Source organism: Streptomyces flaveolus, assembly GCF_014648815.1.
In the GTDB taxonomy this organism is placed as follows: Bacteria; Actinomycetota; Actinomycetes; order Streptomycetales; family Streptomycetaceae; genus Streptomyces; species Streptomyces flaveolus.
In genome coordinates this window covers 327856-342709 of the sequence record NZ_BMRV01000006.1, presented here as the reverse complement: position 1 = coordinate 342709, position 14854 = coordinate 327856, and the positions used below count along the sequence as shown (strand labels likewise).

Sequence of the window (14854 nt, the reverse complement as noted above, 5' to 3'; positions counted from 1 at the left end):
ACGAAAACGGACCATCTCACCGACGAGGTGGGCGAATGCCTCCTAGCGGACCCCCGCGTTCGGGCCCTGCGAAGATGTGCCAGAGTTGCCACGTCCGCCCTGTCAGGTCGTACCGTACGGCAACACGGGCGGGACCAGGTGGGACAGCGGGAAGGGGCAGTCGGTTTGACCACGCACGCACCGCAGGCGGCGCAGGCCGTCACGCTGCCCACGACACTGGACGAGGCCGTGGCGGCCCTCGCGGCCATGCCCGCCGCCGTTCCGGTGGCGGGCGGCACCGATCTGATGGCCGCCGTCAACTCCGGGCAGCTCAGGCCCGCCGCGCTGGTCGGCCTCGGCCGCATCAGCGAGATCCGCGGCTGGCAGTACCAGGACGGTCACGCCCTGCTCGGCGCCGGGCTCACGCACGCGCGCATGGGCCGTCCCGACTTCGCCGCCCTCATCCCGGCGCTCGCCGCCGCCGCGCGTGCCGCCGGCCCGCCGCAGATCCGCAACGCGGGCACCCTGGGCGGCAACATCGCCTCCGCCGCCCCCACCGGGGACGCGCTGCCCGTGCTGGCCGCGCTGGAGGCGACCCTGATCATCGCGGGCCCGGGCGGGGCCCGCCGCGAGATGCCGGTCTCGCACCTGTTGGCCGGCATGGAGATGCTCCGTGCGGGCGAGCTCATCGGTTACGTGCGCGTGCCGCTGCTGCACGCCCCGCAGGTCTTCCTCAAGGCGACCGGCCGGACCGGGCCGGGACGGGCGATGGCGTCCGTGTCCCTGGTCCTCGACCCCGCCCGCCGCGGCGTGCGCTGCGCGGTCGGTGCCATCGCGCCGATGCCGCTGCGGCCGCTGGAGGCCGAGCAGTGGGTGGCCTCGCTCATCGACTGGGACAACGGCCGCGCGATCGTCCCGGAGGCCCTGAGCGCCTTCGGCGAGTACGTCGCCGCCGCCTGCATCCCCGACGCGGCCCCGGCCGAGGACGGCTCCGTGCCGCAGCTCCCGCCCGCCGTACTGCACCTGCGGCGCATCGTCGCCGCGCTGGCCCGACGAGCACTGGGGAGGGCGCTGTCGTGACCGACGACCAGCACGGAGAGGGCACGCCCCGCAGCGGCGGACGCTGGGACCCGCTGCCCCAGGGCGACTACGACGACGGCGCGACCGCCTTCGTGAAGCTCCCCGAGGGCGGCATCGACGCGCTGCTGGCCTCCGCCGACAGCCCGCTCGCCGCGCCCGGCCACGGCTACGTGCCGCCGCAGATCACGGTCGCGCCCGCCACCACCGCCGGGACCGACCCGGCGGCCACCGGCAGCTGGGCGATGCCGTCCGCACCCGTCGACGGCACGCAGTGGCACGTCCCGGACGCCGGGGAGCAGCACGGCGATCCGGGGCACGCCGGGCAGCAGCACCCGGGGCACCAGGAGCACGGCGGGTACGCGCAGCAGGACCCCTACGGCCAGGCCGCGGGGTACGACGCGAACGCCGGGCACGGCGACCGGTTCACGTACCACCCGGGCGCCACCGGACAGTGGGACTTCTCCGACACCGCGGCGGACAACGCGGCACCGGCCGCCGAGGCGGGGCACGAGGCGCCCGGCCAGGACGTCACCGGGCAGTGGTCCATCCCCGTCGCCGGCGGCGACCTGCCGGACGAGTCGGGCGAGTTCACCGCGTCGTCGCTGGCCGAGCAGTGGGGCGGCACCGCACCGGCCACCCTCCCCGGCGGCGCCCCGGCGCCCTGGGCGACCCAGCCGTGGGCACAGGGACCGGCCGAGCCGGACCGGACCGACGACGCCCCGGCCACCGGGAGCGCACCGGCGCCCGCCCCTTCCGCCGGACCCGCGTCCGCTCCCGCCCCGGCGGGCGACGCGTACCCGGACGAGCCCGCCGAACCCGGCGCCGGGACCGAGCCGTCGGCGCCGCCGGAGGGCGGGCCGGTGACCGAGGAGGCGCCGGCCGACGGGACGGCCTCCCAGGACACTGCCCCCGACGGGACGGTCCCCGACGCGACGGTCCCCGACGCGACGGCCCCCGGCCAGGAAGCGGCCGACGAGGCGGCGACCGGCGGGGCGGAAGAGGCCGAGGAGGCCCCTGAAGGCTCCACGGAGCCCCCCGTGGCACCCGCCGGGGACGAGGAGACGGCACCAGGACCGGAGGCCGTCGAGGAGCCCCTCACCGACGCGGACCCGGACCCGGTGGCGCACGAGGGGGAGGACGAGCCGCGTCCGCAGCCCCCGGCGGACTCCGCCGCCCCCGCCGAGCCGGGCCCCGCCGGCCCGCAGGACGAGCACCCCCTCGCCTCCTACGTGCTCCGCGTCAACGGCGCCGACCGCCCCGTCACCGACGCCTGGATCGGCGAGTCCCTGCTGTACGTGCTGCGCGAACGCCTCGGCCTCGCGGGCGCCAAGGACGGCTGCTCGCAGGGCGAGTGCGGGGCGTGCAACGTCCAGGTCGACGGCCGGCTGGTCGCCTCCTGCCTGGTCCCGGCCGTCACCGCCGCCGGCAGCGAGGTGCGCACCGTCGAGGGCCTGGCCGCCGACGGGCAGCCGTCGGACGTGCAGCGGGCGCTCGCCCGGTGCGGCGCGGTGCAGTGCGGTTTCTGCGTGCCCGGCATGGCGATGACCGTGCACAACCTCCTGGAGGGCAACCCCGCGCCGACCGAACTGGAGGCCCGGCAGGCCCTGTGCGGCAACCTGTGCCGCTGCTCCGGCTACCGGGGCGTCCTGGAGGCGGTCAGGGAGGTCGTCGCCGAGCGCGAGGCCCACTCCGCCGCCGACGCGGCCGAGGCGGAGGCCGGCGAGCCCCGCATCCCGCACCAGGCGGGCCCGGGCGCCGGCGGCGTCCACGCGTCGGCGTTCGAGTCCCCGGGACCGCCCGGGGCACCGGACGCACCCGCGCCGCACGAGCAGCCCTACGGTGATCAGTCCTACGGCGATCACCCCTACGGCGACCAGCCTTACGGGGACCAGCCCTACGGGGACCAGCCCTACGGCCAGGACGGAGGCCACGCGTGACCAACGAAGCCGCCACCGCCGAGGCCGCGGGAACGGCGGAGGCCGCCCCCGCCCCCGAGCCGGTCCCGCACGGCCTCGGCGTCTCCCTGCCGCCCGCCGACGCCCGCGCCAAGACCGAGGGCACCTTCCCGTACGCCGCCGACCTGTGGGCCGAGGGCCTGCTGTGGGCCGCCGTCCTGCGCTCACCGCACCCGCACGCGCGCATCGTGTCCATCGACACCACCCACGCGCGCGAGATGCCCGGCGTCCGCGCGGTCGTCACCCACGAGGACGTGCCCGGCACCCCGCTGCACGGACGCGGCCGGGCCGACCGCCCCGTGTTCGCCTCCGACGTCGTACGCCACCACGGCGAGCCCATCGCCGCCGTCGCCGCGGACCACCCGGACACCGCGCGGATGGCCGCCGCCGCCGTCATCGTCGAGTACGAGGTGCTCGACCCGGTGACCGACCCGGAGCAGGCTTTCGAGGCCGAGCCGCTGCACCCCGACGGCAACCTGATCCGGCACATCCCGCTGCGGCACGGCGACCCGGAGGCGGCCGGCGAGGTCGTCGTCGAGGGCCTGTACCGCATCGGCCGTCAGGACCCGGCCCCCATCGGCGCCGAGGCGGGTCTCGCGGTGCCGCGTCCCGACGGGGGCGTGGAGCTGTACCTGGCCTCCACCGACCCGCACGGCGACCGCGACACGGCCGCCGCCTGCTACGGCCTCGAACCCGAACGGGTGAAGATCGTCGTCACCGGTGTGCCCGGGGCCACCGCCGACCGCGAGGACCAGGGCTTCCAGCTGCCGCTCGGCCTGCTGGCGCTGAAGACCGGCTGCCCGGTGAAGCTGACCGCCACCCGCGAGGAGTCCTTCCTCGGTCACACCCACCGCCACCCCACCCTCCTGCGCTACCGCCACCACGCGGACGCCGAGGGCCGGGTGGTCAAGGTCGAGGCGCAGATCCTGCTGGACGCGGGCGCGTACGCCGACACCTCCTCCGACGCCCTGGCCGCCGCGGTGGCCTTCGCCTGCGGCCCGTACGTCGTCCCGAACGCCTTCATCGAGGGCTGGGCCGTGCGCACCAACAACCCGCCCTCCGGCCATGTGCGGGGCGAGGGGGCCATGCAGGTCTGCGCGGCGTACGAGGCGCAGATGGACAAGATCGCCAAGCGGCTCGGTCTGGACCCGGCCGAGGTGCGGCTGCGCAACGTCCTGGCCACCGGCGACGTGCTGCCCACCGGCCAGACGGTCACCTGCCCGGCACCGGTCGCCGAACTCCTCCAGGCGGTACGGGACGAACCGCTGCCCGCCCTGCCCAAGGACACGCCCGAGGACGAGTGGCTGTTGCCCGGCGGGCCCGAGGGCGCGGGCGAACCGGGCGCGGTGCGCCGGGGCGTCGGCTACGGCATCGGCATGGTGCACATGCTGGGCACCGAGGGCGCCGACGAGGTCTCCACGGCCACCGTGAAGGTCCAGGACGGTGTGGCGACGGTGTTGTGCGCGGCCGTCGAGACCGGACAGGGCTTCACCACGCTGGCCCGGCAGATCGTGCAGGAGACGCTCGGCGTCGACGAGGTGCACGTGGCGCCCGTCGACACCGACCAGCCCCCGGCCGGCGCGGGCTGCCGGGGCCGCCACACCTGGGTGTCGGGCGGCGCGGTGGAGCGGGCGGCCAAGATGGTCCGCACCCAGCTCCTCCAGCCCCTGGCGCACCAGTTCGGGATGTCGACCGAGCTGCTCCAGATCGCCGACGGCAAGATCACCTCGTACGACGGCGTGCTGTCGACCACGGTCGCCGAGGCGCTGGACGGCAAGGAACTGTGGGCCACCGCCCAGTGCCGCCCGCACCCGACCGAGCCGCTGGACGAGGCGGGCCAGGGCGACGCCTTCGTCGGCATGTCCTTCTGCGCGATCCGCGCGGTGGTGGACGTCGACATCGAGATCGGCTCGGTGCGGGTCGTGGAGCTGGCCGTCGCGCAGGACGTCGGCCGGGTGCTGAACCCGGCCCAGCTGGCCGCCCGGATCGAGGCGGGCGTCACCCAGGGCGTCGGCATCGCGCTGACGGAGAACCTGCGCACCCCGCGCGGCCTGATCCGCCACCCCGACCTGACCGGTTACGCCCTGCCGACGGCCCTCGACGCCCCGGACATCCGGATCGTGAAGCTCGTCGAGGAGCGGGACGTGGTCGCGCCCTTCGGCGCTAAGGCGGTCAGCGCGGTGCCGGTGGTGGCCTCCCCGGCGGCCGTCGCCTCCGCCGTACGCGCGGCCACGGGCCGCCCGGTGAACCGCCTCCCCATCAGGCCCCAGGCCGCGGTGGTCACCGGCTGAGCCGGGAACCGGAACGAACGACAGGAAGGGCGGCACCCCCTGCGGGGTGCCGCCCTTCTGTTCCGCCCGGTCGGGCAGCGGAGGCCGTGACGGGATTCGAACCCGTGTAACTCGCTTTGCAGGCGAGCCCCTGGGCCACTCGGGCACACGGCCGTGTTCCGGACGGTGTCCGTGCCGAACTCGGTGACTCGACCGTACGGCGGGGCGGGAGAGGGGCTCAAGGGTTCCGTGAGGGCCGCAACGCGACTGCCACACGCCGTTCACGAACAGCGTGCGGTCGTACGACCAAGGTCCCGGTTCCGCCCCGTCTCCCGACAGGGGTCAAGGTGGGCTGCGGCCCTTACTCTGGCCACCATGACCCTCCCTGACCCGCGCGACACCGATGTCGCGGACCCCGCCGGCCCCGGCCCGGCCACCGAGTTCGCCGCTCCCCCCGACACCGTGCTGAGCAGCGCCTACCGCGCGCTGAGCATCGGCATCGTCTCCGTGGTGGTGCTGATCGCCTTCGAGGCGACCGCGGTCGGCACGGCGATGCCGGTCGCGGCGCGCGAGCTGGACGGGGTGTCGCTGTACGCGTTCGCGTTCTCGGGGTACTTCACGACCAGCCTGTTCGGCATGGTGCTCTCCGGGCAGTGGTCGGACCGGCGGGGCCCGCTGGGGCCGCTGACCGGCGGGATCGCCGCCTTCGCGGCCGGACTGCTGCTGTCCGGGACGGCCGGTGCGATGTGGCTGTTCATCCTCGGGCGGGCCGTGCAGGGGCTCGGCGGCGGGCTGGTCATCGTCGCGCTGTACGTCGTCGTCGGGCGGGCCTACCCGGAGCGGCTGCGACCCGCGATCATGGCGGCGTTCGCGGCGGGCTGGGTCGTGCCGTCCGTCGTCGGGCCGCTGGCCGCCGGCGCCGTCACCGAGCACCTCGGCTGGCGGTGGGTGTTCGTCGGCATCCCGGTGCTGGTGGTGTTCCCGCTGGCGCTCGCGCTGCCCCAGATACGCAGCCGGGCGGCGGGCCCGGTGGGGGGAGCGGAGACGGGGGAGGAACCGGCCTCGTTCGACCGGCGCCGCATCCGCCTCGCCCTCGGCATCTCCCTGGGCGCGGGACTGCTCCAGTACGCCGCCCAGGACCTGCGCTGGATCTCGCTGCTGCCCGGCGCGGCCGGCGTGGCGCTGCTCGTCCCGGCCGTCCTCGGACTGCTCCCGCGCGGCACCTACCGGGCGGCGCGCGGCCTGCCCTCCGTGGTCCTGCTGCGCGGTGTCGCCGCGGGGTCCTTCATCGCCGCCGAGTCCTTCGTGCCGCTGATGCTGGTCACACAGCGGGGGCTCAGCCCGACGCTGGCCGGGCTCTCGCTGGCGGCGGGCGGCGCGACCTGGGCGGCGGGCTCCTGGCTCCAGTCCCGGTCCCGCATGGAGCCGTACCGGGACCGGCTGATGACGCTGGGCATGGTGCTGGTCGCGGCGGCCATCGCCACCGCCCCGAGCGTGCTGATCGACGCCGTGCCCGCCTGGACGGTGGCCGTGGCCTGGGGCTTCGGCTGCCTCGGCATGGGCCTGGTGATCTCCTCCACCAGTGTGCTGCTGCTCCAGCTCTCCGCCCCCGAGGAGGCCGGCACCAACTCCGCCGCCCTCCAGATCTCCGACGGCCTGTCCAACGTGATCCTGCTGGCGACCGGCGGAGCGGCCTTCGCGGCCCTCGGCGGCGGCACGGTGACCCACGCGGCGACCGAGGCCACCGGCTCGCACCCGGCGGCGTTCGCGGCGGTGTTCCTGCCGATGGCGGGGGTGGCCCTGGTGGGCGCGTGGGTGACGACGCGGCTGCGGGAGCGGTGAACCAGGAACGGGCGAGGGGCGCGGGGCGGACGCGGCGGCTGTGACGTCCGTCCCACCCGGGGGTGACCCGACCCGGTGGGCGCGTCGATCGCGTGGGGCCGCCGGTAGGGTGGCCCGGTTGTCATACGTGGCCGAGCCGTTCTACCCCCTTCGGAGACCGTGACTACCACCGCCAGCTCCAGCCCCTCGCACCACCTCTCCCCGGCCTTCCCCGGCCGTGCCCCGTGGGGCACCGCCAGCAAGCTGCGGGCCTGGCAGCAGGGGGCGATGGAGAAGTACCTCCAGGAGCAGCCCCGGGACTTCCTCGCGGTTGCCACCCCCGGCGCCGGAAAGACGACGTTCGCGCTGACGCTGGCGTCCTGGCTGCTGCACCACCACGTCGTGCAGCAGGTGACCGTGGTCGCGCCCACCGAGCACCTGAAGAAGCAGTGGGCTCAGGCCGCGGCCCGGATAGGGATCAAGCTGGACCCCGAGTACAGCGCGGGCCCGCTCAGCCGTGAGTACCAGGGCATCGCCATCACGTACGCCGGTGTCGGCGTCCGGCCCATGCTGCACCGCAACCGCGTCGAGCAGCGCAAGACCCTCGTGATCCTCGACGAGATCCACCACGCCGGTGACTCGAAGTCCTGGGGCGAGGCCTGTTTGGAGGCCTTCGAGCCGGCCACGCGGCGTCTCGCGCTGACGGGTACGCCGTTCCGGTCCGACACCAACCCGATCCCCTTCGTCACGTACGAGGAGGGCAACGACGGCATCCGCCGCTCCGCCGCCGACTACACCTACGGCTACGGCTCCGCGCTCGCCGACGGCGTCGTGCGCCCCGTGATCTTCATGAGCTACAGCGGCAACATGCGCTGGCGCACCAAGGCCGGTGACGAGATCGCCGCCCGGCTCGGCGAGCCCATGACCAAGGACGCCGTCAGCCAGGCCTGGCGCACCGCGCTGGACCCGCGCGGCGAGTGGATGCCGGCCGTGCTGCGGGCCGCCGACCAGCGGCTCACCGAGGTCCGGAAGGCCATCCCGGATGCCGGCGCCCTGGTCATCGCCGCCGACCAGGACTCCGCCCGCGCCTACGCCAAGCTGATCCGAGAGATCACCGGCAGCAAGGCCACCGTCGTGCTCTCCGACGACACCGGCGCCTCGAAGAACATCGACACGTTCAGCCAGAGCACCGACCGGTGGATGGTCGCCGTCCGCATGGTGTCCGAGGGCGTCGACGTGCCCCGCCTCGCGGTCGGCGTCTACGCCACCACCATCTCCACGCCGCTGTTCTTCGCCCAGGCCGTCGGCCGTTTCGTGCGGTCCCGGCGGCGCGGCGAGACCGCCTCAGTCTTCCTGCCGACCGTGCCCGACCTGCTCACCTTCGCCAACGAGATGGAGCGCGAGCGCGACCACGTCCTCGACAAGCCCAAGAAGGAGGGCGAGGAGGACCCGTACGCCGAGTCCGAGAAGGAGATGGACGAGGCGAACCGGGAGCAGGACGAGGACACCGGCGAGCAGGACATGCTGCCCTTCGAGGCGCTGGAGTCCGACGCCGTCTTCGACCGGGTCATGTACAACGGCGCCGAGTTCGGCATGCAGGCCCACCCCGGGAGCGAGGAGGAGCAGGACTACCTCGGCATCCCGGGGCTGCTGGAGCCCGACCAGGTGCAGCTGCTGCTCCAGAAGCGGCAGGCCCGGCAGATCGCGCACAGCCGCAAGAAGCCCGACGACGAGGCCGACCTGCTCGAACTGCCCGCCGAACGGCGCCCGGTCGTCTCGCACAAGGAGATGATGGAGCTGCGCAAGCAGCTCAACACCATGGTCGGCGCCTACGTCCACCAGAGCGGCAAGCCGCACGGTGTGATCCACACCGAACTGCGCCGCGTCTGCGGCGGCCCGCCCAGCGCCGAGGCCACCGCCGGGCAGCTGCGCCAGCGCATCGCCAAGGTCCAGGAGTGGGCGACGCGCATGAAGTGACACGGTGGGGTGAGCGGACCACAGCGTGTGCTGTACGTATGGGGACAAACACGGTCAGTCCTCGCCGGTTGCTGACCGGATTCTGGACGGAGCCTTCCGCTGAGCGGACCGGCTCGCTACTGTCCCGCTACGCACACGCCCCGTGGCAGCGCCGCCGCGGAGCGCAGCCGTGAAGCGACTGGGCCCGGGCACAAGGCCGGGCCGTCAGCCGATCGGCGGCCTCTGAAGCGCGTGACCGACGGGACTCGGTGACGCATCCGCCGCGAGGGGGCCGTCGACCTCACCACTAAGGAGTGGGCGTCGTGACCGCGGAGACCTCTCAGGCGCTCGACCGGGGACTGCGGGTCCTCAAACTGCTGGCCGATACGGACCACGGGCTGACCGTCACCGAGCTATCCCACAAACTGGGCGTCAACCGGACCGTCGTGTACCGGTTGCTCGCCACGCTGGAGCAGCACGCGCTCGTACGTCGTGACCTGGGCGGACGTGCCCGGGTCGGGCTGGGGGTGCTGGGGCTGGGCCGCCAGGTGCACCCGCTGGTGCGCGAGGCGGCGATGCCGGCGCTGCGGTCGCTGGCCGAGGACATCGGGGCGACCGCCCATCTGACGCTGGTGGACGGCGCGGAGGCGCTCGCCGTGGCCGTCGTCGAGCCGACCTGGACGGACTACCACGTGGCCTACCGGGCCGGGTTCCGGCATCCGCTGGAGCGGGGGGCCGCCGGGAAGGCGATCCTGTCGGCCCGGCAGAAGGTCGCCGTGGCGGAGCCCGGGCCCGGCTACACGCTGACGCACGGGGAGCTGGAGGCGGGGGCGTGCGGTGCCGCGGCGCCGTTGCTCGGGGTGACGGGGGTCGAGGGCAGCGTGGGGGTCGTGATGCTGTCCGAGGTGGTGCCGGAGCGGGTCGGGACGCGGGTGATGGAGGCGGCCCGGGAGGTGGCGGAGGCGCTGAGGTAGGGACGGGCGGTCGGCGACCGGCGCTGCCGCGCCCCGCGCAGCTGCGGGCACTCGTGCCCCCAGTGCCTGAACGGCCTGGGATGCATCCCCAGGGGCGGCACGGGTGGGCGGTGGGGGTGTCCCCGCTCATGGGGGTCCCCCGCGCGAGCGAGGCCGAGCGCGGGGGAGAAGCCGAGAGTGGGGAGGTACCCCCGCGGCGCCGGGCCGCGCGCTCACCCTTGCCCCGCACCTGCGGCTGCCCGCGGCTGCGCTGCCGCAGGCGCACGTTAGATTGACTTCGTGCTTTCTCGTCTCACACGGCCCAAGGCTGTCGCCGTCTGCGCCCTGCCCGTCGTGGCGCTGTTCGCCACCGCGGCGTTCGCCCCCCTGCCGTTCTCCGTCGCGCAGCCGGGGTCGACGGCCGACGTGCTCAAGGAGTACCAGGGCAACGAGGTGATCAGGATCTCGGGCGCGCCGACCCGGGACACCGAGGGCCAGCTGCGGATGACGACGATCGTGGCGACCGGCCCCGACGCCCGGGTGTCGCTCGGTGACGTGCTGGGCAACTGGTTCGACACCGACCGGGCGGTCATGCCCCTGGACGCCGTCTACCCCGAGGGCGACGACGTCAAGGAGATCGAGAAGTACAACCTGAACCAGATGCGGGAGTCCCAGGACACGGCGACGACGGCCGCGCTGGACTACCTGGGCCTCGACCCGTCCGACGTGGACGTCCGGCTGGACCTCGGCGACGTCGGCGGCCCCAGCGCCGGCCTGCTGCTCTCCCTCGGCATCATCGACAAGCTGAAGGGCGACGGCCGCGGAGGCGACCTGACCGGCGGCCGGACCATCGCCGGCACCGGCACGATCAGCGCCGGCGGCAAGGTCGGCGCCGTGGGCGGCGTGCCGCTGAAGACGCAGGCCGCCCGGCGGGACGGGGCCACCGTCTTCCTGGTGCCGAAGGCGGAGTGCTCGGACGCGCAGGCCGAGCTCCCCGAGGGGCTGCGGCTGGTCCCGGTGACCTCGCTGAAGGGCGCGGTCGACGCGCTGCGGGCCCTGAACTCGGGCAAGGGCGAGGTCCCCTCCTGCTGAGCGGCGCTCAGCCCTCCTTCACGAAGCCCTTCTCCTTCATCCAGTCCAGCGCCACCTGGTGCGGGTCCTCCCCGTCGACGTCGACCTTCGCGTTCAGGGTCTGCGCGACGTCGTTGTCCAGCGCCTTGGTGACGGGGGCGAGGACGGAGGCGATCGCCGGCCACTTCTTCAGGGTGTCGGTCCTGACCATGGGCGCCGCGTTGTAGTTCGGGAAGAACTTCTTGTCGTCCGCCATCACCACCAGGTTCATCGACTTGATCCGCCCGTCGGTGGTGAACACCTCGCCGTAGGTGCATGCTCCCTTCGCCGTCTGCGTGTAGATGATGCCGGTGTCCATCTGCGTGATGTTCCGCTGCGGGATGCTCATCCCGTACGCCTTCTCCAGGCCCGGCAGGCCGTCCGCGCGGTTGGCGAACTCGCCCTCCACGCACAGCGTCACGGCGGCGGGGTCCTTCTTGGACAGCTCGGCCACCTGCGACATCGTCCGGGTGCGGTACTTGCGGTAGTTGGCCTGGTTCATCGCCAGCGCGTACGTGTTGTTCATCGGCGCCGGCGGCAGCCACGTGAGCCCCTTCTTCGCGTCCGCGTCCCGCACCGCCTCCCACTGCTGCCGCGGATCGGGGATCGGCTTGCTGTTGCCGAGGTACGTGATCCAGGCGGTGCCCGTGTACTCGTACGTGGCGTCCCCGTCGCCGTTCTCCACCGCCGCGCGGGTGCCGACGGAGCCCTGGATGCCGGTGCGGTCCAGCACGTCGGCGCCCGCCGCCTCGAAGGCGATGCCCATGATCGCGCCGAGGACGAGCTGCTCGGTGAACTCCTTGGAGACGACGGTCAGGTCGGCGCCCTCCAGCGGTTCGCCCTGCCCGATCGTGCCGGGCTTCACGTCGTCCACCATGGGGGAGCCGCTGGTCAGACCGCAGCCGGAGGCCGCCACCAGGACCGCCGCGGCCAGCAGACACGTACGCCGCCTCATGTGACCGCCTCCAGGCCCCGGGGCCGCAGCAGCAGCTCGGCCAGCGAGGCCAGCCAGTCCACCAGCAGCGCCAGGGCGACGGTGAGGATCGAGCCCAGCACCAGCACCGGCATGCGCTGGCTGGTGATGCCGGTGGTGATCAGGACGCCCAGGCCGCCGCCGCCCCCGAAGACGGCCAGCGTCGCCGTACCGACGTTCAGCACGAGGGCGGTGCGCACCCCGGCCAGGATCAGCGGGACGGCCAGCGGCAGTTCCACCCGGGTCAGCACGCCCATCGGGGACATGCCGATCCCGCGGGCCGCCTCCAGCAGCGTCGGGTCGTTGGCCTTCAGGCCCGCGATGGTGTTGGAGAGCACCGGCAGGATGGCGTAGACGATGATGCCGATCAGCGCCGACCGGCGGCCGATGCCGAGCCAGATCACCAGCAGCGCCAGCAGACCCAGCGCGGGTGTCGCCTGACCCATGTTGGCGAACGCCATCGCCACCGGGGTGGCCCTCCGGAACATCCTGCGGGTCAGGAGGATCCCCAGCGGAATGGCGATGATCAGCACGAAGAAGGTGGAGATCGCGGTCAGCTGGATGTGCTGCCACAGGGCCTTGGTGACCGCGCCGCGCGCCAGGGCGTTCTCGCTGAGCGCGTCCAGGGACGCCTGCCGGAACCACAGCCAGGTCGCCAGCAGCACCAGCACGAGCACCGCGGGCAGGACGGTCAGCTTCCGCCAGGTGACCCGCGGGGCGGTCCGGGCGGGCCCCGGTGGGCGCGGCTCCTGCTCGGTGTCGTCGTCCGGGGCGGTGAGCGCGCCCCCGCCCCCGCCCTCGCCCGGCCGGCCCGTCCGTGAACTCACGCCTTCGCCGCCCCTCCGAAGCCCTCCTGCTCGACGTGCGTCCGGTCGGCCCGGGCCTCCTCCAGGTCGTGCCGGTGCTCCAGCGCGTCCAGCCGGTCGGCCTCCAGCAGCTCCTGCACCGAGTTCATCAGCGTCTCCATGTCGACGACGCCCGTGTACTCGCCCCGCCGTCCGGTGACCGCGACCCGCCCGGTGTTGTCGGTCAGCACCGCCTCCAGGGCGTCCCGCAGCGTCGCGTCCCGGGTCACCGTGTCGCTGACCAGCGTCCCGGCCCGCGCGAGCGAGCCCTTGGCCCGCATCAGGTCGCCGCGCCGCAGCCACTTGTACGGGCGGCCGCGCCGGTCCAGCAGCAGGATCTCGTTGGTGCCGCCGGCCCGCAGCCGGTCGAAGATGTGCTGGAGCGGGTCCTCCACGGTCACCGTCGGATAGTCGGTGATCTCCACGTCCCGCACCCGGGTCAGGTTCAGCCGCTTCAGCGCCGCCCCGGCCCCCACGAAACCGGAGACGAAGTCGTCGGCCGGGTTGGTGAGGATCGCCTCCGGGGTGTCGAACTGGGCGATGTGGGACTGCTCGCGCAGCACGGCGATCCGGTCGCCCAGCTTGATCGCCTCGTCGAAGTCGTGGGTGACGAAGACGATGGTCTTGTGCAGCTCGTGCTGGAGCCGGATCAGCTCGTCCTGGAGGTGGTCCCGGGTGATCGGGTCGACCGCGCCGAACGGCTCGTCCATCAGCAGCACCGGCGGATCCGCCGCCAGCGCACGGGCCACGCCGACCCGCTGCTGCTGGCCGCCGGAGAGCTGGCGGGGATAGCGGTCGTGGAACTCCCCGGGGTCCAGCCCGACCAGGTCGAGCATCTCCTCCACCCGGGACCGGATGCGCGCCTTCGACCAGCCGATCATCCGGGGCACCAGCGCGATGTTCTGGGCGACGGTCATGTGCGGGAAGAGACCGGAGGACTGGATCGCGTAGCCGACCTTCCGGCGCAGCTTCACCGGGTCGATGTCGGTGACGTCCTCGCCGTCGATGCGGATGCGCCCGCCGCTCGGCTCGATCAGCCGGTTGATCATCTTCAGCGTGGTGGACTTCCCGCAGCCCGAGGGGCCGACGAAGATGACCGTCTCGCCCGCCTTGATCTCCATGGACACGTCGTCCACGGCGGGCAGCGGGCTGCCGGGATAGCGCTTGGTCAGGTTCTCCAGCTCGATGGTCGCGCCCGTGGTGCCCGTGGCGCCCGGCGCGTCGGCGGAGGTGGTCTCGGACGTCTCAGACACGGATCCCCCGGGAGATGGTCAGCCGGCCCAGCAGGACGTAGGCGGCGTCGAACAGCAGGGCCAGGACGATGATGCCGAGCGTGCCCGCGAGCACCTGGTTGAGCGCGTTCTTGCTGCCCAGCGACGCGATCCCGCGGAAGATCTCGTTGCCGAGGCCGGGCCCGGACGCGAACGCGGCGATCGCCGCGATGCCCATCAGCATCTGCGTCGAGACCCGGATGCCGGTCAGGATCGGCGGCCAGGCCAGCGGCAGCTCCACCTTCAGCAGCCGCGCCACCCGCGACATCCCGATGCCCGTGGCCGCGTCCACCAGCGCCGGGTCCACCCCGCGCAGCCCGACGATCGCGTTGCGCACGATGGGCAGCAGCCCGTACAGGGTCAGCGCGGTCACCGTCGGCGGGACGCCCAGCCCGACGACGGGGATCAGCAGGCCGATCATGGCCAGGGACGGAATGGTCAGGATGGTCGCGGTGGTGAGCGTGGCCAGGTTCCCCGCCCACTCGCTGCGATAGGTGACGACGCCGATCAGCACCCCGAGCAGCGTCGCCACCACCATGCACTGGAAGACGGCGCTGGCGTGCTGGTAGGCGTCGGTGAGCAACTGCTGGTGGCGGCTGCCGACGAACTCCCAGAAGTTCACGTCCGCTCACCTCCGGGAT

At 73.7% G+C, this 14854-nt stretch carries 11 protein-coding genes and 1 tRNA gene; 7 read left to right on the top strand and 5 right to left on the bottom strand.

Translation table 11 applies throughout. The features are described 5' to 3' along the window. Window positions 1-165: 165 nt before the first annotated feature. The 3 genes from IEZ05_RS17330 to IEZ05_RS17320 are packed head-to-tail and all read left to right on the top strand — an operon-like array spanning window position 166 to window position 5305. The gene (locus tag IEZ05_RS17330; protein ID WP_189231018.1) at window positions 166-1059 is read left to right on the top strand and encodes an FAD binding domain-containing protein; all 894 of its coding nucleotides are present in this window, start codon (window positions 166-168) and stop codon (window positions 1057-1059) included. Next, on the top strand, window positions 1056-2996 hold the full coding sequence (locus IEZ05_RS17325) for a 2Fe-2S iron-sulfur cluster-binding protein (RefSeq protein WP_189231017.1): 1941 nt from the start codon (window positions 1056-1058) through the stop codon (window positions 2994-2996). The genes IEZ05_RS17330 and IEZ05_RS17325 overlap by 4 nt, the downstream gene beginning before the upstream one ends. Beyond that, on the top strand, window positions 2993-5305 hold the full coding sequence (locus IEZ05_RS17320; RefSeq protein ID WP_189231016.1) for a xanthine dehydrogenase family protein molybdopterin-binding subunit: 2313 nt from the start codon (window positions 2993-2995) through the stop codon (window positions 5303-5305). The genes IEZ05_RS17325 and IEZ05_RS17320 overlap by 4 nt, the downstream gene beginning before the upstream one ends. An 81-nt stretch (window positions 5306-5386) precedes the next feature. Here the strand turns inward: IEZ05_RS17320 and IEZ05_RS17315 are convergent. Next, window positions 5387-5458: transfer RNA gene (locus tag IEZ05_RS17315), tRNA-Cys, on the bottom strand. Between the two features lie 201 nt (window positions 5459-5659). Here IEZ05_RS17315 and IEZ05_RS17310 point away from each other — a divergent pair. The 4 genes from IEZ05_RS17310 (at window position 5660) to IEZ05_RS17295 (ending at window position 11106) form a co-directional block, all read left to right on the top strand. Beyond that, window positions 5660-7126, top strand: a complete 1467-nt coding sequence (locus IEZ05_RS17310) for an MFS transporter (protein ID WP_189231015.1) — start codon at window positions 5660-5662, stop codon at window positions 7124-7126. 159 nt (window positions 7127-7285) lie between these two features. Further along, window positions 7286-9082 (top strand): DEAD/DEAH box helicase, encoded by a 1797-nt coding sequence (locus IEZ05_RS17305; protein WP_189231014.1) that lies wholly within the window; start codon window positions 7286-7288, stop codon window positions 9080-9082. 302 nt (window positions 9083-9384) lie between these two features. Further along, a complete protein-coding gene (locus IEZ05_RS17300) occupies window positions 9385-10035 on the top strand; it encodes an IclR family transcriptional regulator (RefSeq protein ID WP_189231013.1) in 651 nt (216 codons plus the stop codon). A gap of 279 nt (window positions 10036-10314) precedes the next feature. Continuing rightward, entirely contained in the window at window positions 10315-11106 is a 792-nt protein-coding gene (locus IEZ05_RS17295; RefSeq protein ID WP_189231012.1) for a S16 family serine protease, read from the top strand. Window positions 11107-11113: 7 nt separating this feature from the next. On the opposite strand, the gene IEZ05_RS17290 is transcribed toward IEZ05_RS17295, so the two are convergent. From IEZ05_RS17290 to IEZ05_RS17275, 4 genes are read right to left on the bottom strand one after another with little or no spacing between them, the layout of a single operon-like run. Then, complete coding sequence (locus IEZ05_RS17290; protein ID WP_189231011.1) at window positions 11114-12079, bottom strand: glycine betaine ABC transporter substrate-binding protein; 966 nt, start codon at window positions 12077-12079, stop codon at window positions 11114-11116. Continuing rightward, window positions 12076-12924 (bottom strand): ABC transporter permease, encoded by an 849-nt coding sequence (locus tag IEZ05_RS17285; protein ID WP_189231010.1) that lies wholly within the window; start codon window positions 12922-12924, stop codon window positions 12076-12078. Before IEZ05_RS17285 ends, IEZ05_RS17290 begins: the two co-directional genes overlap by 4 nt. Then, the gene (locus tag IEZ05_RS17280) at window positions 12921-14195 is read right to left on the bottom strand and encodes a betaine/proline/choline family ABC transporter ATP-binding protein (protein WP_189231009.1); all 1275 of its coding nucleotides are present in this window, start codon (window positions 14193-14195) and stop codon (window positions 12921-12923) included. The genes IEZ05_RS17285 and IEZ05_RS17280 overlap by 4 nt, the downstream gene beginning before the upstream one ends. Then, on the bottom strand, window positions 14188-14835 hold the full coding sequence (locus IEZ05_RS17275; protein ID WP_189231008.1) for an ABC transporter permease: 648 nt from the start codon (window positions 14833-14835) through the stop codon (window positions 14188-14190). Before IEZ05_RS17275 ends, IEZ05_RS17280 begins: the two co-directional genes overlap by 8 nt. Window positions 14836-14854: the final 19 nt, after the last annotated feature.